Annotated in this window: 28 protein-coding genes; 13 read left to right on the top strand and 15 right to left on the bottom strand. The window is 67.0% G+C overall.

The annotated features are described in order from the left end of the window. Positions 1-26 precede the first annotated feature (26 nt). The 3 genes from dqs_RS11170 to dqs_RS11160 form a co-directional block, all read right to left on the bottom strand. A complete protein-coding gene (locus tag dqs_RS11170; RefSeq protein ID WP_011765871.1) occupies positions 27-332 on the bottom strand; it encodes a hypothetical protein in 306 nt (101 codons plus the stop codon). Positions 333-370: 38 nt separating this feature from the next. Continuing rightward, positions 371-1,066, bottom strand: coding sequence for an SIMPL domain-containing protein (locus dqs_RS11165; protein WP_065340510.1), 696 nt, complete (start codon positions 1,064-1,066; stop codon positions 371-373). Positions 1,067-1,185: 119 nt separating this feature from the next. Further along, on the bottom strand, positions 1,186-1,731 hold the full coding sequence (locus dqs_RS11160) for a gamma carbonic anhydrase family protein (RefSeq protein WP_011765869.1): 546 nt from the start codon (positions 1,729-1,731) through the stop codon (positions 1,186-1,188). A gap of 215 nt (positions 1,732-1,946) precedes the next feature. Here dqs_RS11160 and dqs_RS11155 point away from each other — a divergent pair, with 215 nt between their 5' ends. Genes dqs_RS11155 through dqs_RS11140 form a run of 4 tightly spaced genes read left to right on the top strand, consistent with a single transcriptional unit; the run spans position 1,947 to position 5,181 of the window. Beyond that, positions 1,947-2,792: a 23S rRNA (adenine(2030)-N(6))-methyltransferase RlmJ gene (locus dqs_RS11155; RefSeq protein WP_065340509.1), complete on the top strand. Its 846-nt coding sequence runs from the start codon at positions 1,947-1,949 to the stop codon at positions 2,790-2,792. Between the two features lie 57 nt (positions 2,793-2,849). Beyond that, a complete protein-coding gene (locus dqs_RS11150; protein WP_065340508.1) occupies positions 2,850-3,203 on the top strand; it encodes a nucleotide pyrophosphohydrolase in 354 nt (117 codons plus the stop codon). Between the two features lie 57 nt (positions 3,204-3,260). Continuing rightward, positions 3,261-4,841 (top strand): inorganic phosphate transporter, encoded by a 1,581-nt coding sequence (locus tag dqs_RS11145; RefSeq protein WP_011765866.1) that lies wholly within the window; start codon positions 3,261-3,263, stop codon positions 4,839-4,841. 10 nt (positions 4,842-4,851) lie between these two features. Further along, a complete protein-coding gene (locus dqs_RS11140; protein ID WP_065340507.1) occupies positions 4,852-5,181 on the top strand; it encodes a DUF3301 domain-containing protein in 330 nt (109 codons plus the stop codon). A 3-nt stretch (positions 5,182-5,184) separates the two neighbouring features. Here the strand turns inward: dqs_RS11140 and folE are convergent, their stop codons facing one another. Beyond that, positions 5,185-5,856 carry a GTP cyclohydrolase I FolE gene (gene folE / locus dqs_RS11135; RefSeq protein WP_011765864.1) on the bottom strand — a complete coding sequence of 224 codons (672 nt, stop codon included), beginning with the start codon at positions 5,854-5,856 and terminating at the stop codon, positions 5,185-5,187. A 178-nt stretch (positions 5,857-6,034) separates the two neighbouring features. Here folE and dqs_RS11130 point away from each other — a divergent pair, with 178 nt between their 5' ends. Further along, the gene (locus dqs_RS11130) at positions 6,035-7,015 is read left to right on the top strand and encodes an AAA family ATPase (protein WP_198407888.1); all 981 of its coding nucleotides are present in this window, start codon (positions 6,035-6,037) and stop codon (positions 7,013-7,015) included. A 23-nt stretch (positions 7,016-7,038) separates the two neighbouring features. On the opposite strand, the gene dqs_RS11125 is transcribed toward dqs_RS11130, so the two are convergent. After that, positions 7,039-7,635 carry a hypothetical protein gene (locus dqs_RS11125; protein WP_065340506.1) on the bottom strand — a complete coding sequence of 199 codons (597 nt, stop codon included), beginning with the start codon at positions 7,633-7,635 and terminating at the stop codon, positions 7,039-7,041. A 10-nt stretch (positions 7,636-7,645) separates the two neighbouring features. Next, positions 7,646-8,425 (bottom strand): enoyl-ACP reductase FabI, encoded by a 780-nt coding sequence (gene fabI, locus dqs_RS11120; protein WP_011765861.1) that lies wholly within the window; start codon positions 8,423-8,425, stop codon positions 7,646-7,648. A gap of 210 nt (positions 8,426-8,635) precedes the next feature. Between fabI and dqs_RS11115 the strand changes: the two genes are divergently transcribed. Next, the gene (locus dqs_RS11115; protein WP_065340505.1) at positions 8,636-9,130 is read left to right on the top strand and encodes an HAD domain-containing protein; all 495 of its coding nucleotides are present in this window, start codon (positions 8,636-8,638) and stop codon (positions 9,128-9,130) included. Between the two features lie 4 nt (positions 9,131-9,134). Here the strand turns inward: dqs_RS11115 and dqs_RS11110 are convergent, their stop codons facing one another. Next, complete coding sequence (locus tag dqs_RS11110; RefSeq protein WP_065340504.1) at positions 9,135-10,550, bottom strand: GGDEF domain-containing protein; 1,416 nt, start codon at positions 10,548-10,550, stop codon at positions 9,135-9,137. 258 nt (positions 10,551-10,808) lie between these two features. Here dqs_RS11110 and dqs_RS11105 point away from each other — a divergent pair, with 258 nt between their 5' ends. Together dqs_RS11105 and dqs_RS11100 are read left to right on the top strand one after the other, a co-directional pair. Further along, positions 10,809-11,594, top strand: coding sequence for a hypothetical protein (locus tag dqs_RS11105; protein WP_065340503.1), 786 nt, complete (start codon positions 10,809-10,811; stop codon positions 11,592-11,594). A gap of 7 nt (positions 11,595-11,601) precedes the next feature. After that, positions 11,602-12,150, top strand: a complete 549-nt coding sequence (locus dqs_RS11100; RefSeq protein ID WP_011765857.1) for a YaeQ family protein — start codon at positions 11,602-11,604, stop codon at positions 12,148-12,150. Here the strand turns inward: dqs_RS11100 and dqs_RS11095 are convergent. The 5 genes from dqs_RS11095 to cspE form a co-directional block, all read right to left on the bottom strand. Further along, positions 12,139-13,035 (bottom strand): alpha/beta fold hydrolase, encoded by an 897-nt coding sequence (locus dqs_RS11095; protein ID WP_065340502.1) that lies wholly within the window; start codon positions 13,033-13,035, stop codon positions 12,139-12,141. The two genes, dqs_RS11100 and dqs_RS11095, sit on opposite strands and share 12 nt — an antisense overlap. Positions 13,036-13,101: 66 nt before the next feature. After that, entirely contained in the window at positions 13,102-14,088 is a 987-nt protein-coding gene (locus dqs_RS11090; RefSeq protein ID WP_011765855.1) for a serine/threonine protein kinase, read from the bottom strand. Positions 14,089-14,153: 65 nt separating this feature from the next. Continuing rightward, positions 14,154-14,780, bottom strand: coding sequence for a GDSL-type esterase/lipase family protein (locus tag dqs_RS11085; protein WP_065340501.1), 627 nt, complete (start codon positions 14,778-14,780; stop codon positions 14,154-14,156). Next, positions 14,780-16,732 carry a DEAD/DEAH box helicase gene (locus dqs_RS11080; protein WP_011765853.1) on the bottom strand — a complete coding sequence of 651 codons (1,953 nt, stop codon included), beginning with the start codon at positions 16,730-16,732 and terminating at the stop codon, positions 14,780-14,782. The genes dqs_RS11085 and dqs_RS11080 overlap by 1 nt, the downstream gene beginning before the upstream one ends. Before the next feature lie 181 nt (positions 16,733-16,913). Further along, complete coding sequence (cspE, locus tag dqs_RS11075; RefSeq protein ID WP_011765852.1) at positions 16,914-17,123, bottom strand: transcription antiterminator/RNA stability regulator CspE; 210 nt, start codon at positions 17,121-17,123, stop codon at positions 16,914-16,916. Between the two features lie 279 nt (positions 17,124-17,402). On the opposite strand from cspE, the gene ylqF reads away from it, so the two are divergent. After that, entirely contained in the window at positions 17,403-18,305 is a 903-nt protein-coding gene (gene ylqF, locus dqs_RS11070; protein ID WP_065340500.1) for a ribosome biogenesis GTPase YlqF, read from the top strand. Here the strand turns inward: ylqF and amaB are convergent. The 3 genes from amaB to dqs_RS11055 form a co-directional block, all read right to left on the bottom strand. Then, positions 18,302-19,807, bottom strand: a complete 1,506-nt coding sequence (gene amaB, locus dqs_RS11065; protein ID WP_065340499.1) for an L-piperidine-6-carboxylate dehydrogenase — start codon at positions 19,805-19,807, stop codon at positions 18,302-18,304. The two genes, ylqF and amaB, sit on opposite strands and share 4 nt — an antisense overlap. Positions 19,808-19,841: 34 nt before the next feature. Next, positions 19,842-20,141 carry a hypothetical protein gene (locus dqs_RS21095; RefSeq protein WP_011765849.1) on the bottom strand — a complete coding sequence of 100 codons (300 nt, stop codon included), beginning with the start codon at positions 20,139-20,141 and terminating at the stop codon, positions 19,842-19,844. Positions 20,142-20,202: 61 nt separating this feature from the next. Further along, positions 20,203-20,499, bottom strand: coding sequence for a DUF6156 family protein (locus tag dqs_RS11055; RefSeq protein WP_065341708.1), 297 nt, complete (start codon positions 20,497-20,499; stop codon positions 20,203-20,205). Between the two features lie 94 nt (positions 20,500-20,593). Between dqs_RS11055 and dqs_RS11050 the strand changes: the two genes are divergently transcribed. Genes dqs_RS11050 through dqs_RS11035 form a run of 4 tightly spaced genes read left to right on the top strand, consistent with a single transcriptional unit; the run spans position 20,594 to position 23,671 of the window. After that, a complete protein-coding gene (locus dqs_RS11050) occupies positions 20,594-21,466 on the top strand; it encodes an alpha/beta fold hydrolase (RefSeq protein WP_065340498.1) in 873 nt (290 codons plus the stop codon). 7 nt (positions 21,467-21,473) lie between these two features. Continuing rightward, positions 21,474-22,325 carry a 3',5'-nucleoside bisphosphate phosphatase gene (locus dqs_RS11045; RefSeq protein WP_065340497.1) on the top strand — a complete coding sequence of 284 codons (852 nt, stop codon included), beginning with the start codon at positions 21,474-21,476 and terminating at the stop codon, positions 22,323-22,325. A gap of 7 nt (positions 22,326-22,332) precedes the next feature. Further along, a complete protein-coding gene (locus tag dqs_RS11040; protein WP_011765845.1) occupies positions 22,333-22,965 on the top strand; it encodes an L-threonylcarbamoyladenylate synthase in 633 nt (210 codons plus the stop codon). A 46-nt stretch (positions 22,966-23,011) separates the two neighbouring features. Next, entirely contained in the window at positions 23,012-23,671 is a 660-nt protein-coding gene (locus dqs_RS11035) for a site-2 protease family protein (RefSeq protein WP_011765844.1), read from the top strand. The last annotated feature ends 17 nt before the right edge of the window (positions 23,672-23,688 follow it).

Here is a 23,688-nt window from a genome sequence, read left to right as displayed (position 1 = left end):
GTCCAGCCGCGGCCGGTGGTGGCCGGTCAGGCTTTATCGGGGCGCACGCAGTCGCTGGCGGGGGGAAGGCCGGGGCGTTCGAGCGTGGCGCCGTCCGCGGTCGGACGGAAGACCGTCTGACCGTCGGAATAATCGCTGTTACCAGCGCCGGCACGCAGAGCGAAAACGCCGGCGCCGGTGCGCAGACGGATGTGGCTCGGGTGGTATTCAACGGTAAAGCGTTCACCGTTGCGGCACTGATAGGTCTCGACCTCGCCGTCGTCACGCGTCCACGCCGTGGAGGCGAGACCGATGGAAAGAACGACGACGGTACTGAAAGCAAGGATGCGCATGGGAGGGGAGGAGGGGGAGGGGGAGGGTGATGGTTTTGTTAGTCGGTCAGTTCGATGCTGCCGGACGCAGTCACGCTGACAAGGCTTTCGCCGCCCTCTAGCGGCGCCGGGGCCGCTTCAGCCATGGCGGCGGACATGCGCATGCGCGCGTACGCGGGCGGAGCGCCCGACTCGCCGAGGTTGAGCTGGCGAATCCGGTAGCGTTTGCCGAGCGCCGATGCCACGACGCCGGCCTTGCGTTCGAACGCACGGATCGCGTCGATCGTGGCCTCATCGGCCGCCGCGCGACGGGTGTCGGGCGCCGGCTGCAGGGTGACCTGGGCCAGGCCGAGATTACTCTGCAGCTTCCCGATCAGTTCCGACATCGCGGCGACATCGCGGCTTTCGAGGCGCAGTTCGGAGCGCATGCGCCAGCCCTCGATACGGGTCCCACTCCCCTTTCCGTAGTTGGGCCACGTGCTGGTGCCCGCCGACTGGAGCTTGACCGAGGGGTGGGCGCGCGCTGTTTCCATCGCCGCGGTCACCGCGCGATTCACCCCGCGAGCAAGCGCCGCCGCATCGGCGCCCGCCTGTTCGACGTACATGATGGCGATGACCTGATCGTTGGGGGCGGGGCGTTGCGCATCGACCGAAAACTCGATCACGGGCCCGACAGCCGGCGCCGGCTCGGCCGCCATGGCGGCCAGCGGCGCTGCGTAAAACAGGATGGCAAGCAGGGAGGGGGCAGTTCTCATGAGGACAGGCACCGGCGGCTCTCGATATGCGGCGCTTTATACCCTAAGGCGTACGGCCAGACGGCGGCGAGGTGTAAGCACCTGTGATGACGCCGGCGCTCGCAGCGCCCGGAACAGGGTCAACGCCCCAACACCGCGGCGGCGTCCAGCGGCTCGAGTTCTTCCTCGTACTGGCGGGCGTTGGCGACGTAGTGCGCCGCATTGCGGGTAATCCCGGCGATTTCGTCGTCGCTCAGTTCCCGGATCACGCGCCCAGGCGAACCGACGACCAGCGACCGATCGGGAATGACCTTGCCTTCCGGAATCAGCGCATTGGCGCCAATGATGCAGTGCTTGCCGATGACCGCGTTGTTGAGGACGACCGCGTTGATGCCGATCAGCGTGCCGTCGCCCACGGTGCACCCGTGCAGCATCACCATGTGGCCGATCGTCACATCCGAGCCGATCGTCAGCGGAATGCCGTCGTCGTTGTGCAGGATGGAGCCGTCCTGGATGTTGGTGTTGTCGCCGATCACGATCGGATCGTTGTCGCCCCGAATAACCGCGTTGTACCAGATATTTACGTTTCGTCCGGCTTCGACCCGGCCAATGACGGTCGCGTTGTGCGCGACCCAGCACCCTTCGCCGAAACGGGGCTTGCGCTCTCTCAGGGCATAGATACTCATCAGTCTCTCACGTTGTTTTCTTCGTGCCCGATGTGACCCGGGGGCGAAATCATAGCAAGCGGCCGCGGCGACGTGGGCAAGTCCTTGGTGATGAAGGCGGTTTTTACACTCGATCGGACGGCTGCGGGGCCAGCGGTGTTAGCATTGCGCCGCAGCAGCCGCTCGGGACAGTCCCTTGGACGGCTGCAGTTTTCGTTCCCGCCACCACCGTCTTCATGCTCAGCTACCGTCACGCCTTCCATGCCGGCAATCACGCCGACGTACTCAAGCACATCGTGCTCCTGGAAATCCTCGAGTACTACAACCGCAAGGACAAAGCCTGGTGCTATGTCGACACCCATGCCGGCGCGGGGTGTTATGCGCTCGATAGCGAACGCGCAGCGAAGACGGGGGAGTACACCGAAGGCATCGGCCGCCTGTGGGAACGCACCGACCGACCCGAGGCGGTGGAGTCATACGTCCAGTCCGTACGCCAGTTCAACCCCCATGGGCGCCTGCTGTTCTACCCCGGTTCTCCCGCGCTCGCAATGACCCGCGCGCGGGCGCAGGACCGCCTGCGGCTTTTCGAACTGCATCCGGCGGACATGACCTTGCTCGAACAGACCTTCCGCGGCGAGAGCGAGCGCGTACAGGTCCGGAAGGCCGATGGCTTCGCCGCGCTCCGCGGGTTGTTGCCGCCGCCGTCGCGTCGCGCCGTGGTACTCATCGACCCGCCCTACGAGGTCAAGGACGACTACCGCCGCGTGCTGGAGACCGTGCGCGATTCCATGAAACGTTTTCCGAGCGGCACCTACGCCGTGTGGTATCCGCTGCTTGCCCGGCCGGAGGCGCGCCAGTTGCCGGAGCGGCTGGCGGAGTTGGGGGCGGAAAGCTGGCTCGATGTCCGCCTGGCGGTGCGGGCTCCTGCGGCAGACGGCTTCGGCATGTTCGGCAGCGGCCTCTTCATCGTCAATCCGCCGTGGGTGCTGCCCGAGCGCCTGGAGCAGACGCTGCCGTGGCTCGTCGAGGTGATAGGGATCGATGAGGGCGCGGGTTTCGACGTGGAGCATCAGATTGCCTGATCGGGGAAAGCCCTTCCGTCCGGGCCTTGCGACGGGCGTGCCGGAGAGGAACACACAATGAGCGAGGACACGCTGCAGACGCTGCGCAGGCAGTTGCGCGACTTTGCCGCGGAGCGCGCCTGGGAGCCGTTTCACACCCCCAAGAATCTTGCGATGGCGCTCGCTGGCGAAGCCGGCGAGGTCGTCGAGCACTTCCAGTGGCTGACGCCGGAACAGTCTGCCGCGCTACCACCGGACACGCGGCAGGCGGTGGCGCTGGAACTCGCCGATGTCCTGCTGTATCTCGTCCGTCTTGCCGACGTGCTGGACATCGACCTCGCCGAGGCCGCGGGCCGCAAGCTCGCGATCAATGCGGAGCGCTACCCGGTTGAGCGCGCACACGGGCGCGCGGAAAAATACGACAAGCTGTGACGGACGCCCGCGGGCCGCCGCTGGCGCCCGCGTCCCGCTCGAACCGGACTACGCGAATTGGAACTCCAGCACCTTAAGGAAATCGAGAGCGCCACGGCCCACGGGCGCGGCGAGTTGCTGCGTCTGGGGGTCGTCAGCCTGTTTCTTGTCGCGACGATGCTGTACGCGGCAACGCTGGGCTCCGGCGCCAGCCTGATCCTGGTCGTGGGGGCGGCATTGGCGGCCTACATGGCGCTCAACATCGGCGCCAACGACGTGGCAAACAACGTGGGCCCCGCGGTGGGGGCCAGGGCGATGGGGCTGGTCAGCGCGCTGAGCATCGCCGCGGTGTGCGAGGTGGCGGGGGCGCTGCTGGCAGGCGGTGCCGTCGTCGACACCGTGAAGGGCAGCATCCTCCAACGGCACCTGCTGACCGATGGCGACACCGTTGTCGCGGTAATGCTCTGCGCCTTGCTCGCGGGATCCATCTGGCTGAACGTGGCGACCGCGCTCGGCGCGCCGGTATCGACCACGCACTCCATCGTCGGCGCTGTGCTGGGTGCAGGCATCGCGGCACGCGGGGTGGAGGTCATCAACTGGGAGACCGTAGTGGCGATCACCACCAGCTGGGTGGCATCGCCCCTGCTGGGTGCCGGCTTCGCCGCCGCGTTCCTGTACGCGGTGAAGCGCAGCATCACCTATCAGCCCGACATGGCCAGCGCGGCGCGAAGAGTCGTGCCGTACCTGATGGCCGCGATGACGTGGACCTCCATCGTGTTCCTGCTGGTCAAGGGACTCAACCGCGCGCTGGTGGTGGAACTGGGGGCCGCCGGCTCGTTCGCCGTGATCCCGGCGACGCTCGTGTTCCTCTACATGCGGGCCAGGTTGCGGACGCGGGGACATCTGATCGCGAATACCAAGGAAGGCGTGAACAAGCTCTTCAATCCCCCGCTGGTGTTCGCCGCGGGCTTGCTGAGCTTCGCCCATGGCTCCAACGACGTCGCCAATGCAGTCGGGCCGCTGGCGGCGATCCTCGATGCCCTCGGCAGTGCCGGGACGGTCCGCGCGCTCGCGGGGCCGCCGCTGTGGGTGCTGGCGATCGGGGCAATCGGCATCGCGGTGGGGCTGGCACTGTTCGGGCCTCGCGTCATCCGCACCATCGGCACCGAAATCACCGAACTGGACCAGATGCGGGCGTTCTGCATCGCGCTGGCGGCCACGGTGACCGTGGTACTGGCTTCCGGGATCGGGCTGCCGGTCAGTTCCACGCACATTGTCGTGGGGGGCGTCTTCGGCGTGGGCTTCCTGCGCGAGTTCCTGAAGACGGCCTACGAGCGTACGGTGGCGGAGATCAAGGCCCACCACCCGGCGGGCGAGCAGCAAGCGCTCGATGCCTTCCTGGAGCGCTTCGGCCAGGCCTCGGTGGCCGAGAAGGACCGATTGTTGAAGGACCTGAAGGCGCGCTCGAAGAACAGCGAGGACCCCGCCAATTTCTCCAAGTCGGAGCGCAAGAAGCTGCGCAAGATGTACAAGCAGGAAGTCGTGAAGCGGTCCCAGCTGATGCGGATCGCCGCAGCCTGGGTGGTTACGGTGCCCGTTTCAGGGGTCTTGGCCGCATTGCTGTACACCTTGCTGGCGCAAGGCGTGGCGCGCGCCTGAGGAGGCTGGCATGAACGGTTTCGAGGTCGTGGCGCTCGGTCTGCTCGCGGTGGGCGGCTGGTTCTGGTTCGATAGCCTGAAGGCGAGGGAGGCCGGGATTGCGGCGGTGCGTGCCGCGTGCGCCCGCGAAGGCGTTCAGCTCCTCGACGAGACGGTGGTCGGGCAGGGGATGTGCCTCGCGCGCGACGACGAGGGGCGTGCCGTGCTGCAGCGCAGCTTCGCGTTCGAATATTCCGACTCCGGCTATGACCGCTTCCGCGGCGGAGTGACGCTGCGCGGACGGGAAGTGGTGCTGCTGGATCTCGCCGCGCATCTCCCGCGCTTCCACATCGTCCAGTAGCGCTCAGAGCGCCCGGTTGGGGGCGATTGCGCGCAGGAACTCGTTGCGCAACTGGTCCGAGCGTTCGAAATCGCCGGCGAAGGCCTGCGTCACCACGCGCTCGTCGCCGCGCCGGTCCTCCCCGAGCAGCAGGCACAATTGCTCCGCTTCAATCACGCATGCGGCGCCGGATGCACTGCCGTGGTGCATCAGCGCGTCCGCAATGTCGCGGGTCATCCATTCCTGGTAGGTGAAACGGTGCCCGATGGCGTCCACCAGCCGGGCGATGCGGCCGAAGCCGTGCAGGCGCCCACCCGGCACGTAGGCGACGTGGGCGAGGCCGCGGAACGGAACGAGATGATGCGGACAGACGCCGTGGATGGCGATGCCGCGGACCACGACCATGTCTCGGCGCGGATCCTCGAAGCCCTCGCCGAGCGCCGCAGCGGGGTCGAGTTCATAGCCTCCGAGCAGACGCTTCTGCCACAGTTCGCGCACCCTCTGCGCCGTCCGGCCTGTGTGAGTGGTGTCGGGCTCGACGCCGCACGCCCGAAGCAGGTCGCCGACCGCACGTTCGAACGCCACGGGATCGAAGTTGCCGGAGCGGGGGATGCCGACCGTCCGCGGATGAGGGGTATGGCCGTGATCGTGGTCGCCCCCGGCGCTGTCGGAATGTTGGAAATGGGTGGAGGACATTGTCGGATTTCCTGCGAAGGTTGGCGGATCATACGCTTGAAGCCCAGGCGGGGCCGGAATGTTGCGCTGCACCAAAACCGGCACGCGTCCTGCTTGTCGAAGCCCGTAGATCGACGCGCGCATCCACGAGAGCCGCGTGTCGGCCCGGACCGCAATTCCAGCGCACGCCCAGGAGGCCATGATGTTGACGACAGCGACGGCAAACGAAATTTCCATCCCTCTCGCCGACGCACGGCAGATCTATCGCGTCGAAGACGTGGACAAGGCGCTCGAGGCCAGCGCACCGGCCCGCAATGAGGCGCTTGCGGCGTTCTACGAGCGGATGCGCGAAACCGGCGGGACGCGCTTCGTGGTCAAGCCGAGCCGCGCCGATACGGTGGACCGGCTGTATGAAAGCTGCCCCAACTTCGGCGAGGTGATCGAGGACATCCGGAAGTCGCTGGCGCTGGCGGTGTCCGGTAACGAGCCGGTGTCGTTCGCGCCCATCCTCCTGCTGGGCGAGCCCGGCATCGGCAAGACACATTTCGCGCGCAGCCTGGCCGACAGGCTGGGCACGGGCTATCACTTCGTGTCCATGAGTTCGCTGACCGCCGGCTGGGTTCTTTCAGGCGCCTCGGCGCAGTGGAATCACGCCAAGCCGGGCAAGGTGGCCCAGGCCCTGGTCGGCGGCGAACTCGCGAATCCGGTCATCGTGCTCGACGAGGTGGACAAGGCCGGGGGCGATTCCCGCTACGATCCGCTCGGGCCGCTGTACGAACTGCTGGAGCACGACACGGCGCGCCGCTTCCGTGACGAATACGTCGATGTCGAGATGGACGCGTCGCACATCCTGTGGATCACGACCGCCAACGACGAGCGCAATATCCCCGAGCCGATCCTGAACCGGATGAACGTCTATTGCGTGCCGCGGCCCGACGCGGACGAGTCGCTGATGATCGCGTGCCGCCTGTACCGCGACATCGTTGGCGCACACGATTGGGGTTTTCCGGACGAGCCGCCGGCGGACGTCATGGAATGCCTCGCCACGCTGCCGCCGCGCTCGCAGCGCAGGGCGCTGATGTCGGCCTTTGGTACCGCCAAGCTTGCCGGGCGCGATTACCTGACGGCTGACGATCTCGACAGCTTCCGGCCGGGCAGCAAGCGCAAGATCGGTTTCTGAAGATGCGTCTCCGGCCCGTCACTTCAGGCAATGAAGACCGGGTCGGAGAACACCAGCGTGCCGTCCTTGCGCATCATCAGGTTGTTGGCGTTGAGGATATCCGGGAGCACGTGGTACTCCTCGACGAAGTCCGACAGCGCACGCAAGGCCTCCTGCACGCTGTCGGAGATATCCAGCGGGGTTGTCGTGAGGTGGTAGAGCGCGATGCGGCCCATGTCCATGCCGAGCCGGCTCCATTGTTCGCAGGCCGACCAGTAGAAGTCGATCAGGCGCATCGCCAGATCGGCCGTCGCCGACTTGTCTTCGAGCGGATAGAGCCGCTCCATCTCGAGCAGGTGGAAGGGGTAGCCGGAGCGCGCGCGGCCGATGATGCCGTGGTCGGCATACACCACCGGAAAGTGAGTGCCCTGGGGGCGGTCGGGGGCGGTATGCAGGAAATAGTCGGCGGGCGAACTGACGAGCTTGTACACCCGCTCGCCGTCGCCCTTGTCGATCACGATGGAGTACTCGCCGCGCCCGATCTCGGGCTTGCCGTCCAGCAGCGGATGGGCCGGGACGGGGTCCGGCAGGACGATCGGGTCCCGGCCGAGTTTCACGCGGGCCGCGGCGAGGTCGATCATGACGCGATCCTCAGCCCATGACGTTGTAGCCGGCGTCGACGAAGTGCACCCCGCCGGAGATCAGGCGGCCGGCATCGGAGACGAGGAAGGCGGTGAGCGCGCCGATGTCTTCCGGCGTCACCAGGCTGTGCAGCGGGGAGCGGTCCACCGCCGCCGCCATCAGGCCGTCGAAACCGGCGATGCCGGACGCCGCGCGGGTCATCAGGGGGCCCGGCGACACCGCGTTCACACGGATGTTCTTGGCGCCCAGTTCCGCCGCCATGTAGCGGGTGGCGGCTTCGAGTGCCGCTTTGCACAGCCCCATCACGCCGTAGTGCGGAATCACCTTTTCCGAGCCCAGATAGGTCATCGTCACCAGGGCGCCGCCGCCGGCCTTTTCCATCAGCGGTTCGGCCTTGCGCGCCAGACGTACGAAGGAGTGGGTGGACACGTCCATCGCCAGCGCGAAACCATCGGGCGAGGTGTCGACGACGCGGCCGTGAAGGTCGTCGCGCTTGGCAAACGCCATGCTGTGCACGGCGAAATCGAGCTTGCCGTGGCGCGCTTCGATCTCCGCGAACGCGGCATCGAGCGTATCGGGCTGGGTCACGTCGAGCAGAAAGACGTCCTCTACGCCCAGGCGGTTGATGACCGGCTCGATGAAAGCGCGCGTCTTTTCGTTCTGATACGTGATGATGAGCTTGGCGCCGGCTTGGGCGCAGGCCTCTGCGACGCCGGTGGAGATCGACTTTTCGTTGGCGATGCCGGTGATGAGGCCGACTTTGCCTTCAAGGTTGATGATCGGGTTCATGCTCGGGCTCCGATTCGGATGAGGGTAGGGATAATGCGCAACCGCTTGTCTCACCTGCGTATGACACGCGTACTGGCGGTGATGATACGCGGCGCCCGCAAAAAACGCGCTGGCTCGCGCAGCGGGTGGTGCATTTCAGTATATTCTGCGTCGCAGCATCGATGAACCCGAAGCGGCCGCCAGCCCCGCCGCATCCCTCCTGAGTAAGCAATGCCCCGCACCACCTTCGTCTTCATGGATTTCGACGGCGTCACCCACCCCTGGGGCGAGGTCGAGGATTTCCGCTGCCTGCCGCTGATCGAGTCCGTGCTGAGAGAGTTCGACGAGGCCCGCGTCGTCATCGCCTCCGATTGGCGCATGCTGTTTTCGCAGGCCAAGCTGGTTGCGCGTTTTGCCGAAGACATCCGCCCGCGCGTGGCCGGGGTGACGCCGCACATCCTGCCCAAGCATGGGTCGGAACTGCATGGACTGCGCGAGCGTGAGGCGATGCTGTGGCTCGCGCAGCACGATCCGGAGCCCCATGCGCAGTGGTGCGCGCTAGACGATGCGCCGGGAAACTGGCTCACCCGCTCACGGCTGTTGCTGACCGATTTCAAGCGCGGATTCATCGAAGAGGACGCCGAAGCGCTGAGGCGGCTGCTGGAGAACTTGCGCCGCGGCGTGACCGACGAAGCGCCGCCGCGCACCGGATTGCGCTGGCGCTGAGGTTTCAGGCCGGGGGCGGGGGGCACACCCGGTTGCGGCCGGCGTTCTTGGCCTCGTACAGGCGACGGTCCGCCTCTTTCAGCAGATCCCCGGGCTCGGTGCAGCTAGGCCCGGAGACCGCAACGCCGACGCTGACGGTGAGTGCCACCGGCACACCGTCGATGTCCAGCGCCAGCGCTTCGACCCCGTGCCGGATGCGTTCCGCAATGCCGTGCGCATCCGCCGCCTGAGTGCCCGGCAGCACGATGGCGAACTCCTCGCCGCCGATCCGGCCGATCACGTCGCCTGGGCGTAGCAGACCCGCCGCGGCGGACACGAAGGTCTTCAAGGCATGGTCGCCGGCCGGGTGTCCGTGACGGTCGTTGATGTGCTTGAAATGGTCGATATCGAGCGCGAGCAGTGCCAGCGGCGCGCGCTCGCGGCGCGCCCGTGCCCATTCGCTCGCCAATGTGGCCATGAACTGCCGGCGGTTGCTGGCGCCGGTCAGCGGGTCGGTGGCCGCCAGCCGCCTGAGGTCGGCGTTGGCCTGGCGCAGCAGCGCCAGCGCCGATTCCGCCCGCTCCTTCTCCACGTACAACTGCCGCATCATTTCTTCCTGGCTGAAAACGGTCGAGAACGCGCGGGTCGTGTGAAAGGCGCGCACGACGCCGAAGCTCAGCAGCAGGAAACCCGAGGCGAACACCGCATGCGCCAGCCACCAGGTGTGGTCCCAGGCGGAGGACAGCATGAAGGCCACGGAGGACTGGGCGAACATGCCGAGCGCGATCGCGGTCACGAGGATCAGTGGCGCGCTGGCGCCCTTGCGCAGCAACAGCCCGGCCGCCGCCAGCGCAAACAGGATGGCGCAGGCTTCGAATACCGGTCGGACGGGAAGGGGCAGCAGGTGCGGGTGGAAGGAAAGTTGCGCGACCACGAGGTCGACGCCTAGGAAGAGCCCGATCCAGCCCGCCCACTGTCGCGCGCGAGGGCGGGCGCAGCGAGGTTCGGGTGCCTCGCCGTACAGCATCGCCGCCCGCAGCAGGCATGCCGCCATGACAAAGCGCGAGGCCGGGCCATAGAGCAGGAACCAGTCGAGATGGTGGGCCGACAGGCGGGTCAGAACGCCATGGGGCGCATAGACCACGGTAAAACCGATCAGCCCGAGTGTCAGCCAGCGCAGGAAGGCTTCGCCGGACGACTCGTAGCAGCGCAGCGTGACGTAGCAGACGAAGGCGGATACGCCGATCGCCAGGGCAATGGCCAGCTCATGCGCCACATGGTGTTCGAAGCGGGGCACGTCAGCCTGGAAATGGTGCAGGTAGAGGATCGCGACGAGCGGGCTGAGTGAAAAGGCGAGCAGCAGGCCGCGTTCGTACAGGCGGGTCAGGCGCAGCGTCAGCGCCGAGGCCGGGTTGGGGTGGGGATGCGGCGAAATGGACATTTGTCGGTTCGCGTTTCGATTATGGACACCGCCGGCACCTGAAGCGGCCCCGACCGTCGTTCTTTTCCGACGATCCTAGCGCTGCCCTTGCAGAACCTTCGATAACTATTACTTCACCCAAGCAATTTGCAGTCCATTCGGCGGTCTTGGTCGGCCGTTATTATTCCTTGGTCGTATGCTCGCGGAAATCCGTTTCGATTTGTCCGGCGGGCGTGCCGGCGCGCGTGGCACAATGCCGCCTTTTTCCGCCGCCCAGCCATGTCCTCCGCTTCGCCAGAGTCCGATCCGCTCGCCATTCCTCCCGATCCGCTTGCAACGCAGGCCCCGCCCTCGCTGCAGCAGCAGGCCGCACGCATGGCGCAAGATGCATTCGGGCGCGCGTTCCGCCTTTCGGTTGAAGAGGTGGACGGCGACGGAGTGGCCGCCGTGCGCGAACTGCACGGCGCGCTGGCGAACTGGGCTGCCGCAGGCGGTGACGCCGACGCGCGGGCACTGAGGCTGGCGCTGTTGCTGGCGGGAATGGACCAGTGGGGCCTGGTCTGGACGCGCGCCTTCGGGCTGGTGGGCATTCCCGCCCTCACGGCATTGATTGGCAGCCTGCGTACCGGCCTCGATCCCGAATCGGAAGCGCGCTTTCAGCGTCAGTTCGAGGCGGTATTGGCGGCGGAGCACAACGCGATCGACTTCAAGGTGGAACTGCGCCGCGGCATTCATCTTGCGCTCTGGCACAGCGCCATCGCTGCGGACAACAGCGCGGAGGCGCTGCGACTGGCGGCGGAACTCGGCTCGCAACTGCTTGCGCTGGTACGCGAGATGCCGCTGGTGGGCTGGAGGCTTGCCGCGGATGCGCTGGCGCATATCCAGATTCGTTGCCTGGCCGACGGGCTCGCGCGCGACGGCGTCGGTCTGGAGGCCACCCAAGCCTTGTTCGGTGCGCTCTCGCGTGAGTTGCCCGCCGCGCAGCGCGACCGCGTGATGGCGCATGCAACGCAAGCGGTCATCGCCTGGCAGCGGGCCAGCCGTCCCGGCCCCCAGGTGCATTGAGGTCCGTATGGCGCTGAAGGCAACGGTGTACAAGGCGGAGTTGCAGATCGCCGACATGGATCGCAACCACTACGGCGACTACGGGCTGACGCTTGCGCGCCACCCCTCCGAAACGGACGAGCGGATGATGGTGCGACTGCTCGCGTTCGCGCTTTATGCCGACCCCGCGCTCGGCTTTGGCAAGGGTCTGTGCGTGGAAGACGAGCCGGACCTGTGGCAGAAGGATCTGACCGGCACCATCGAGCGCTGGATCGACGTCGGCCAACCCGACGAGCGCTGGATCCGCAAGGCCTGCGGCCGCGCGCGGGACGTGGTGGTGGTGTGCTATGGCCGTGCGGCAGACATCTGGTGGAACGGGGTGCGCGACAAGCTCGCGCGACAGGAGCGCCTTACCGTGTATCAGCTGGACCCGGAAGCGGCACCGCAACTGGCGACGCTGACCGCGCGGACGATGCGTCTGCAGTGCACGCTGCAGGACGGTCAGGTGTGGGTGACGGACGGCCGCGAAACCGTGCATATCGAACCCGCGCTGCTGATGGGACCCTCACGCGTCTGACGCGACCTCGCCCCCGATCAGAAAGGCGCGGACCGCGTCTGCCGTGGTCGCGGGGTCTTGCTGCATGAAGCAATGCCCGCCCGGCAGCACGCTGTGGCGGACGTGCATGTTCTCGGCGCTCCAGCGGGCGATACCCTTGGCCGCAAAGGGATAGGTATCGGCCCCCTGCAGGACCAGCGTGGGGGTGGTGACCTTCGCCAGCGAAGCCCACAGGCGCCGCGGGTAGGAACTGAAGATTTCGGCCTCGCGCGTGGGGCGGCATTTGAGCTCGACGCCGCCATCAGGCGCCTCGCGCAAGGCGTGATCCACATAGGCGCGCAGCGCCGGTTCCGTCCAACCCTTGAACATGCCCCGTCCGTGCAACGCCACGTAGGCGGTTTCCCGATCGGGCCAGTGGCTGCGGCGCTTGCGCGCGCGCTGGGCGAGGCCGTTGCGCGAGTAAAGCCCGACGACATCCGAGAGCGCCATCAGGCCGATCATCGCAGGCGAGAACAGTACCGGGTCGAGCAGTACCGCGCGGCGAAAGCGCTGGGGCTGGCGCGCCAGCATCAGGCTGGTGATGACGCCGCCGAAGCTGTGCCCCATCGCATGCAGCGGAACGTCTCCGAACACCTTGCCGCGGGCCTGCCAGGCTTCCAGCGCAAGTTCCGCAGTACGGTTCCAGCCGTGAAAGCGGCCGCCGTGATCACTGTCGCCGTGGCCCTGGACGTCGCTCAGGAAGAGATCGAAGTCGCGCGCGAGCAGCTCCAGCAGCGGGGAATAGGTGCGCCCGCAATAGCCGTTGCCATGTACGAAATGCAGCACCGGCTTGCCGCTGGGCGGGGAGTGTTCCCCGCGCAGCGTGAAACCGGCCGAGCAGGAGTGATACCAGGATTTGAGTTGCATGAGGGCAGGTCCGTCGTCCGCGGCGGAGTTTAGCGGGTCATGCGGCGGGTGACGGTGTGAGGCCGCTCAGGCGGGCCACAGGGGCGCCTCATCCATCAGCGCGATCTGCTCGCGCAGTTCCAGCACGCGGTCCTGCCAGTAGCGCTGGGTGTTGAACCATGGAAAGGCTGCGGGAAACGCGGGGTCGTCCCAGCGGCGCGCGATCCAGGCGGAATAGTGGATGAGCCGCAGCGTACGCAGCGCTTCCACGAGGTGCAGTTCGCGCGGTGCGAAGTCGTGGAAGTCCTCGTAGCCGGCCAGGATGTCGGCGAGCTGGCCGACCATCTCGTGGCGTTCGCCCGACAGCAACATCCACAGATCCTGCACGGCCGGACCGCTGCGGGCGTCGTCGAAGTCGACGAACTGCGGGCCGCCGCTGTCGCCCGGCAGCCACAGCACGTTGCCCATGTGGCAGTCGCCATGCAGGCGCAGGGTGGCGACGTCGCCGGCGCGGTCGAAGGCGCGGCGCACGCCATCGAGCGCCTGATCCACCGTGCTGCGCCACGCGGCAAGCAGGTCGGGCGGGATGAAATCATGTTCGAGCAACCAGGCGCGCGGCTCTTCGCCGAAGCTAGCGATGTCGATCGCCGGGCGGGCTTCGAAACGGCGGCAGGCCCCAACCGCGTGGATGCGCCCGATGAAGCGCCCGAGGCGCTCCAGGGTGTCCGGGTCCGACAGCTCCGGGGCGCGGCCGGCGAGGCGGGGGAACACCGCGAAGCGCAGTTCGCCAAAGTGCTGCAGCGTGCTGCCGTTGAACGCGATCGGGGCGGCGACCGGGATTTCCTGCGCCTCGAGTTCGGCGGTGAAGGCGTGCTCCTCGAGAATCGCCGCGTCGCTCCAGCGCGCGGGGCGGTAGAACTTGACCACCCGCATCGGGCCGTCGTCGATGCCCGCCTGGTAGACGCGGTTCTCGTAGCTGTTGAGGGCAAGCAGGCGCCCGTCGGGTGCGAGGCCGACGCTTTCCAGGGCGTCGAGCACCAGGTCGGGCGTCAGGATGGCGAACGGTGGGTTCATTTCGTTGGCACCTGGCCACCCAGGCTCGGCGGAAGTTCCCGCGGGGTTGGCACGTCGGACATGGTTCAGTTTGCGAGCAGGCCGTGGTCGCGCAGCGACTCGGCGATGCCCTCGGCCAGACGGTGATAACCCTGGGCGTTGGGGTGGATGGGGTCGGCGCGCAGCTTCGTGTCGGACAGGACGTCGGCGAACACGGCTTCGACCAGCGGTACGGCCTCTTCGTCGGCCAGGCGGCGGTAGATCAGGGCATCCTTCAAACCGCTGGTGGCCGCGGCAAGAGGCGAAAAGGCCGGCACCGCCACCAGCACCGGCTGGGCACCTGCCGCCTTCACGCTGCGAAGGATGGCGCACAGATCCTCGGCGACGTCCTGTTCCGGACGTCGACGCAGGAAGTCGTTGCCGCCGAGTTCGACCAGCACGAGGCGGGGCGCGTGCTCCTCCAGGGCTTCGTCAATGCGATTGCGCGCGGTTTCGGCGAGGTCGCCGGGAACGCCGGCGTTCTCGATCTTCCAGCCGCTGAGCGCGGCCAGCCGGGTAGGGTAGTCCTCGCCGCGGGCGGCGCCGGTGCCCCAGGTGACGCTGTCGCCGAACGCGAGCACCACGCTGCCTGGTGGCAGCGGGGCGTACTTGGGACGGTCGCTGCCGCACGCCGCCAGCGCGAGCGTGAGGGCGAACAGCAGCCAGCGCCGCATCAGCGCTTGTCCTTGCGCTTCCAGGGCTTGTCACCGCCGGCCGGGCGCGGCTTTTCGCCGGACTTGGGCGGGTAGGGCGCGCGCTCCGTCTTGGCGTGGGGTTTGTCGTAGGGCTTGTCGTACGATTTGCTCTGGGGCCGGTCGTTGTCGCGCGGACGGCGTTCGTCGTAGGGGCGTTTGGTGCGCTCCGGGGCGTCGCCGGCATCACGGCGCGGGCGCCGTGCCGGCGTGGAGGCGGCTTCGGCCTCGGTCAGCGGGCGGATGTCGAGCGCGCACTGGCGCACGCGGGTGCGCTTGAGCAGGCCCAGCAGTTCGCCGGGCAGGCTGGCGGGCAGTTCGACGGTGCTGTAGTCGTCGAAGAGGTGGATCTGGCCGATGTACTTGCCCTCGATGCCGCCTTCGTTGGCGATGGCGCCGACGATTTCCTTGGGCGTCGCGCCCTGGTTGCGGCCGACCGCGATGCGGTAGCGCACCAGCGCGCCGTCGGCGAAAGCACGGCGGCGGCTGAGGATTTCGTCGCGGTTGGGGCGGGGTTCGCGCTCGCCGCGCTCTTCGCGCATGCCGTCACGCACGGTCTCGCGCGGCGGGCGGCGATCGCGTTCCGGCGCGGTGGCGATATCCCAGCCGCGGCCGCTTTCCTCCACCTGCAAAGGCTTGTCACGCTGGGCGAGGAAGGCGAGCGCGGCCGCGATCTCGTGGGCGTCGATCTCATGTTCGTCGACGAGGCCGTTCACAACCTCCATGAAGAAGCCGAGGTCCTCCTGCTGCAGCGTATCGAGCACCAGCTGCTTGAACTGCGCGACACGGCGGCCGGCGACTTCCTCGCGGCTGGGCAGTGCGATCGCTTCGATCGGCTGCCGGGTGGCGCGCTCGATCGCTTTCAGCATGCGCGATTCGCGCGGCGCGACGAAGAGGATGGCGCTGCCTTCACGCCCTGCGCGGCCGGTGCGGCCGATGCGGTGCACGTAGGCTTCGGTGTCGTAAGGGATGTCGTAGTTGATGACGTGGCTGATGCGCGGCACATCGATACCCCGCGCGGCGACGTCGGTGGCGACAACGATGTCGAGCGAGCCGTTCTTCAGCTGCTCGATGACGCGTTCGCGCAGGCCCTGCGTCATGTCGCCATTGAGCGCGGCGGCCGCATAGCCACGCGCCTCGAGTTTGTCTGCCAGTTCGGTGGTGGCGGTCTTGGTCCGCACGAACACGATCGCGGCGTCGAGCTTTTCCTCGGCGTCGAGGATGCGGGTCAGGGCGTCGAGCTTGTCCACGCCGCGCACCAGCCAGTAGCGCTGGCTGATCGCCGACACGGTGCTGGTGGCCGCGCGGATCTTCACTTCCTTCGGTTCGCGCAGGTGCTGATGGGCGACGCGGCGGATCGCGTCCGGCATCGTGGCGGAGAAGAGCGCGGTCTGGCGGCCTGACGGCGTGTGTTCGAGGATCCACTCGACGTCCTCGATGAAGCCCATGCGCAGCATCTCGTCGGCCTCGTCGAGCACCAGGCCGGACAGCGTGTCGAGCTTGAGGCTGCCGCGTTCGAGGTGGTCCATGACGCGCCCCGGGGTGCCGACGATGATTTGCGCGCCGCGCGACAGCTGGCGCAGTTGCACCACCATGCTCTGGCCGCCATACAGCGGCAGCACATGGAAGTCGCGCAGGTGATGCGCATACTTCTGGAACGCTTCGGCCACCTGGATCGCGAGTTCGCGCGTCGGCGTCAGCACCAATACCTGCGGACGGCGGTCGGCGAGGTCGAGCCGTGCCAGCATCGGCAACGCGAACGCGGCCGTCTTGCCGGTTCCCGTTTGCGCCTCGCCGAGGATGTCGTGGCCCGCGAGCAGGTGCGGAATACAGGCGGCCTGGATCGGCGAAGGCGTTTCATAGCCGACGTCGGCAAGGGCTTGCAGCAGCGGGGCGGGCAGGGCGAGATCGGCGAAGGTGACGGTATCTGTCATGGGCAATGGCGAGTTGATTGCGGGGTTCGCCCGATCGGCAGCGCGGCGGACGACGAGTTGGAAGTATCGCCCTTTGATTGCCCCGGTTGCATTGGGGAAATCGGCAGGCGGCGTTCCGGGTGACGGAAAATGAAAAACGCGGCACAAGGCCGCGTTTTGTCAGATACGGCGGAAAGCCGGATCAGAGCGGGCGAATCTTCGCCGCTTGCAGACCCTTGGGGCCCGACTTGACTTCGAATTCGACGCGCTGGTTTTCAGCGAGCGACTTGAAGCCGCTGCTTTGGATTTCGCTGAAATGGGCGAACAGGTCGTCACCGCCGTTTTCCGGGGTGATGAAGCCGAAGCCCTTGGCGTCGTTGAACCATTTGACGGTACCGGTTTGAGTGCTCATTTTTTCGTTCCGATGATATGAAAATAAGGCTTGCGCCCCAACGTGCAGGAGCGATCAAGAAACGTATCGAGGGAATCAGACCGGAAGGTTCGGAACCGGAATTTATCGCGGAGCGAACACGCGGAGAAGAAACCACCAGGACATCCACTGCTTGAATCGACTGCAGGGGGCACGATACACGGTTTCATCACGCCAAGGTGATTTATTTGTCTCGCCAGGTTTCGCTCGGTTTCGCCGCGCGATGGATAATGGCGGACCCCAAGTACGTCTGGACGAACAATGCCCATTCAGTGGTTCCCCGGTCACATGAATTCCGCGCGGAAGAAAGCGGCCGAAATGCTCGCCGCGATCGACGTCGTGATCGAAGTGACCGATGCCCGCCTGCCCGAAGCCAGCAGCAACCCGATGATTGGTGAGTTGCGCCGGTTCCGGAACCGGCCCTGCCTGAAGCTGCTGAACAAGGTGGATCTGGCCGATCCGGCGGCGACCAAGGCATGGATGGATTTCTACAATCGCCAGCCGAACGTCAAGGCCGTCGCCATATCGGCCAAGAAGCCGGCGGATGTCGCACGCATTCCGGCGCTGTGCCGCATGCTGGCGCCACACCGCGATGACGGCACGAAGCCGCTGCGCATGATGATCATGGGCATTCCGAACGTCGGCAAATCCACCATCATGAACGCGCTGCTCAAGCGTAAGGTGGCGGCGGTGGGTGACGAGCCCGCGGTGACGAAGCAGTTGCAGACGCTGGACCTCGGCCCCGGCATGACCCTGACCGACACGCCGGGCCTGATGTGGCCGAAGATCGAGCATGACGCGGACGGTTTCATGCTTGCCGCCAGCCACGCCATCGGCCGCAACGCGGTCATCGACGAAGAGGTGGCGGCCTTCCTGGCGGGCATCCTGCTGGTGCGCTACCCGGCGCTGCTGCAGGCGCGCTACAAGATCGATCCCGCGCAAATGGATGGCCCCGGTGTGGTCGAGGCGGTGGGGCTGCGCCGGGGATGCCGCACGAAGGGCGGCGGGCTGGACCTGGAAAAGGCGGCACAGGTACTGCTGACCGACTACCGGAGCGGCGCACTCGGCCGGATCAGTCTTGAAACGCCGGATACCCGCGCCCGGATGCTGGCCGATGCCGCAGCTGCAGCCGCAGAGGCGCCGGCGGACGACGATCAGGGTTAACGGGCCGGGCCGAACCGGATTCCCTGTGCCAGCGGAAGGCTGCCACTACCATTGATGGTGCAGGTGGCGCGCCGCATGTAGGTCTTCCACACGTCCGACCCGGCTTCACGCCCGCCCCCGGTGTCCTTTTCGCCGCCAAAGGCGCCGCCGATTTCCGCACCGGAAGGGCCGGTGTTGACGTTGACGATTCCGCAGTCGCTTCCGCTCGCGGAGATGAATGCTTCGGCCTCGCCCAGGTCGCGCGTGAAGATGGCGGAGGCGAGACCCTGCGGGACCGCATTGTTCATCTCGATGGCGTCTTCCAGCGTTCGGTAGCGCAGCACATAGAGTATCGGCGCGAAGGTCTCGCGCATCACCACCGGCGTCTGCGCGGGCATTGCCACGAGGGCGGGACGGCGATAACACCCACTGCCCAGACCCGGCACCGCGTATGCCTCGCCTCCGAATACGCGGCCTCCCTCGGCTTCCGCTTCCGCCAGCGCGGCCGTCATCGCTTCACCTGCCGAGGCGTCGATCAGTGGGCCGACGAGCACGTCCGGCTCCATCGGATTACCGATCCGCAACTGCGCCCATGCCGCCTGCAAGCGGGCGAGGAGGGTGTCGTGGATGTGTTCGTGCACGATCAGGCGGCGCAGCGTCGTGCAGCGCTGGCCGGCGGTTCCCGCGGCGGCGAACAGCACCGCGCGCTCGGTCAGGTCGAGATCGGCGCTGGGCGTCACGATCGCGGCGTTGTTACCCCCGAGTTCGAGAATGCTGCGGCCGAATCGCGACGCGACGACAGGTGCGATTTCGCGTCCCATCGCGGTTGAGCCCGTCGCGGACAGGACGGCAACACGCCGGTCGGCTGCGAGTTGTCGAGCCGGTTCGTTGCCCCCGATCAGGACTTCGAGCAGTCCCTCGCACCCTTGGCTGTGGGTCGCGCAGGCGTCATTGAACAAGGAGGCGCAGGCCAGCGCCGTGAGTGGCGTGCGCGGTGAAGGTTTCCAGATCACCGTGTCACCGCACACCCAGGCGAGCGCGGCGTTCCAGGCCCAGACGGCAGCAGGAAAATTGAACGCGCTGATTACGCCGACGACGCCGGCCGGATGCCAGAGTTCCTGCAGCCGATGTCCGGGGCGTTCGCTCGCGATGGTGAGACCATGCAACTGGCGGGACAGGCCGGCGGCGAAATCGCAGATGTCGATCATTTCCTGCACTTCACCGAGGGATTCCTGCCGGATCTTGCCGCTTTCCAGCGTAATCAGCTCGGCCAGGGCCGTCTTGTGGCGGCGCAAGGCATCCGCGTAGTGGCGCACCAGCGTGCCCCGGGCCGGCGCTGGAGCCGTGCGCCATTCGAGCCAGGCCTCGTGCGCACGCCCTATCGCTGCATCGGTTTCGCGATGCGATGCGGGGCGCAATTGCGCAATGGTGCGGCCGTCGATGGGCGAGCGGACTTCCAGTTCGCCGCCATGCAACGTCTCTGGCGAAAGTCCGAAACGGATGAGCAGGGAGGTGGCGTCCACGGCAGCACTCCGGCAACGACGGATGTGCGGTGGACTACCGGGGCGGCGCTTTCGTTTCGGCCGAGGGAGCGGAAGCGTCGGCGGGTGCGGTCACGATCGCAGACCACTGCAGCCACTGGCCGCAGGCGTTGCGCGGGCCGCGCAGCGAGCCGTGCCACGGGCCTTCCTGGCACGGCCCTTTTGGATGTACGGGGTCGAGTTCCACGCTGTGGCCGTCATCCGCCAGGCGGCGCACGCCGCCCCAGCGGTTGCAGGTGGGGCAGCGGCGCAACTCGCCCTTGGGAGGCTCCTGCGGCTGCGCGGCAGGTGAGGTGGACGGCGGGAGGCAAGACATGGACGGCGGCCATCGGGAATGCCGCCGATGATATCCCCGCGCACCGGACCTCGGGAGCGGGTCAGGTGGGCTGGCCCGTTTCGTCGAAGTCGAGCACGGTCAGTTCGTCGTCGGCATCGGTGATTTCGGCGTGCTGCAGCGCCCCGTTGGCGTGATAGGTGTAGCGATGCGCGAGTTCGAGTTCGCCGTACACCATCTTGTCGAAGCCGGTAAGACGGCCTTCCGCATCGAAATAGCCGCGGAAAAAGGTGTTGCGGTTGTCGAGCTCGCTATCTCCAAGCTCGTTCACCAGCTTGAAGGGCAGCTTGACGCCGCTGTAGGTGACGAAGTAACGCGTGATGGTTTCAGCGGTGCTCATGACCATGCTCTGGATGTGGTTATAGAGCGCGCGATGATCGCACACGAGAGCAGGGTCATGAAGGATGTTGCGGTGCGTTTGCTATCATCCCCGGATGAAACCTTGCCGCAGCAGATTCGTCGATGTCCGTGGCCTGCGCTACCACTTGCGCGAATGGGGTACGCCGGGCGCGCCGCGTGTGTTCATGCTTCATGGCTGGATGGATGTCTCGGCGTCGTTCCAGTTCGTGGTCGACGCGTTCGAGCGCGATTGGCATGTCATCGCGCCGGACTGGCGCGGCTTCGGCGCGTCCGCGCGCGGCGGCGATACCTATTGGTTCCCGGATTACCTCGCCGACCTCGACGCCTTGCTGAGAATGGAAGAGCCAGACCGGCCGGCCCGGCTGGTGGGCCACAGCATGGGGGGCAACGTCGCCTGCCTTTATGCAGGCGTTCGCCCCGCGCGCGTTGATCGCCTGGTGGCACTCGACGCCTTCGGGCTGGCGGATCACGCGGCGGACGAGGCCCCGGGGCGCTACGAGAAGTGGCTGGCGCAACTGGAGCGGGCCAGCGGCTTTCGCGATTACCCCGATTTCGAGGCGCTGGCCGAACGCCTTCGTGCGGAGAATCCCCGGCTCGCTCCCGAGCGCGCAGCCTGGCTTGCCCGCCAACTAGGCGAAGGCGCGGCAGACGGATCGGTGCGCTGGGCGGCTGATCCCGCGCATCGCCGGATCAGCCCTGTGTTGTATCGCCGTGGCGAGTCGGAGGCATGCTGGCGCCGCGCGACCGCGCCGGTCATGTGGATCGAGCCGGCCGATGCCGCGCTGCGGCACCGTGTCGGTGTAAGCGACGATATCCACGCCTCGGCGCAGGCCTGCTTCCGCGATTTCCGCCTCGTCCGGATCGACGATGCCGGCCACAACCTTCATCACGACCAGCCGGGACAGGTGGCTGCCGCGATCGAGGCCTTCCTTGTTCAGTCGGAGTAGAACCGTCATGGATATCCACGGCCTGAACGTCGATCTGCACTGCCACTCCACCGTGTCGGATGGCTGGTTGTCGCCCGAGGAAGTGGTGGGCCGCGCTCATCGCAACGGCGCCGACCTGCTCGCGCTGACGGATCACGACGAATTGGGCGGACTCGCTGCGGCGGGCGCAACGGCCGCAGCGCTCGGTCTCGGCTTCGTGCCGGGGGTCGAGATATCCGTCTCCTTCGCCGGTGAAACCATCCACATCGTCGGCCTCGGCGTCGACCCGGCCAACGCCGCGCTGCGCGGCGGGCTGCAGCAAGTGCGCAGCGGCCGCGACGCGCGCGCCCGCGTGATGGCCGAAGAGCTGGCGCGCGTCGGCATCCGCGGCGCGCTGGAAGGCGCACGCCGCTTTGCCCGCAACCCGAACCTCGTCGGTCGTGCGCACTTTGCCCGTCACATGGTGGCCATCGGCTTGATGCCGGACGTGAAGACCGTGTTCGACCACTACCTCGTGCGCGGCAAGCCCGGTTTTGTGGAGCACGAATGGGCCGTCCTCGAGGACGCGGTCGGCTGGATTCGTGCGGCGGGTGGCGTCGCGGTGGTCGCGCATCCTGCCCGCTACCGGCTGTCATCGGCCAACATGCAGCGCTTGTTCGAGCGTTTCGTCGCGGCGGGCGGCGAGGCCGTGGAAGTGGTGTCGGGCGCGCATAACGACGATGAAACCCGTCGATTTGCCCACACGGCACGCGTGCATGGGTTGTTGGCCTCCCGTGCTTCCGATTTCCACGGTGACACCGAAAGCCCGGTGGACGTCGGCCGCTGCCCACCACTGCCGCCCGACCTCGTACCGGTCTGGTCCCGGCTGATTCCATCCTGACCCCATCATGGCCCAGTTCTTTTCCCTGCACCCCGACCAACCACAACCGCGCCTCATCCGTCAGGCCGCGGAGATCATCCGCGGCGGCGGCCTTGTCGCCTTTCCCACCGACTCTGCCTACGCACTGGGCGGCCACACCGGCGATGCGCCGCTGCTGGAGCGGATACGCCGCATCCGCGGGGTGGACGAGCGTCACCAATTCACGCTGCTGTGCCGCGACCTGTCGGAGATTGCAACCTACGCGAGGGTCGACAACAGCCAGTACCGTTTGCTGAAGGCGGTGACGCCCGGTGCGTACACTTTCATTCTCGAAGGCACCCGCGAGTTGCCGCGGCGTGTGCTGCATCCGAAACGCAAGACGATCGGCCTGCGGATTCCCGAACATGCGGTGGTTTCCGCGCTGCTGGCCGAGCTCGGCGAGCCGCTTCTGTCTTCGACGCTGCTGCTGCCCGACGAAGATCTGCCCCTGACCGACCCGGAGGAGATTCGCGACCGGCTGGAAAAGCAGGTCGATCTGGTGATCGAAGCCGGCTTCTGCGGTCCGGAGGCGACCACCGTGGTCGATCTCACCTCCGGCGTGCCGGTACTGGTGCGCGCTGGCCGCGGCGAGCTTGCACCGCTTGGCCTGGAGGCGCCCTGATTGGACGCCCTCTGCTAGAATCGCGCGCTTTCCTACGCGCCCACCCATGGATTCGCTGATCCCCACGCTTGCCATCTGGGCGTTGCCCGTGCTGCTTGCCATCACGCTGCACGAAGCCGCGCACGGCTATGTCGCGCGCTATTTCGGCGATCCGACGGCGCACCTGGCCGGGCGCATCACGCTCAATCCGCTCAAGCACATCGACCCGGTCGGCACGGTACTGGTGCCGATCGCGATTCTTGCGGCGAGCACGTTCCTGGCGGGGGGCGGCATTCTGTTCGGTTGGGCCAAACCGGTGCCTGTCGATTTCGGCCGTCTGCGCCGCCCCAAGGCGGACATGCTGTGGGTGGCCGCAGCAGGGCCTTTTGTGAACCTGCTGATGGCATTGGGGTGGGCCGTGTTGTTCAAGCTAGCGGCGGGCATGCCGCACGGCACGTACACGGTGCCGATGATGAAGATGGCGGACGCGGGCATGCAGATCAATACCGTGCTGATGGTGCTCAACCTGCTGCCGATCCCGCCGCTCGATGGCGGGCGCATTGCCGTCAGCCTGCTGCCTGGCCGGCTCGCCTGGTCGTACGCGCGGCTCGAGCCCTTCGGCTTCCCGATCCTGCTGTTGCTGCTGGCGACCGGGCTGCTGGGCACGGTGCTGTGGCCCTTTGTCGCGGGCTTCCGTTTCTTGCTCGCGTCGCTGATCGGGCTCTGAGCCGGCATCGTCCGACT

The sequence above is a fragment of the Azoarcus olearius genome, assembly GCF_001682385.1.
Taxonomy (GTDB): domain Bacteria; phylum Pseudomonadota; class Gammaproteobacteria; order Burkholderiales; family Rhodocyclaceae; genus Azoarcus; species Azoarcus olearius.
Note: the sequence above shows the minus strand (reverse complement) of the source record. Positions and strands in the feature narration are given on the sequence as shown.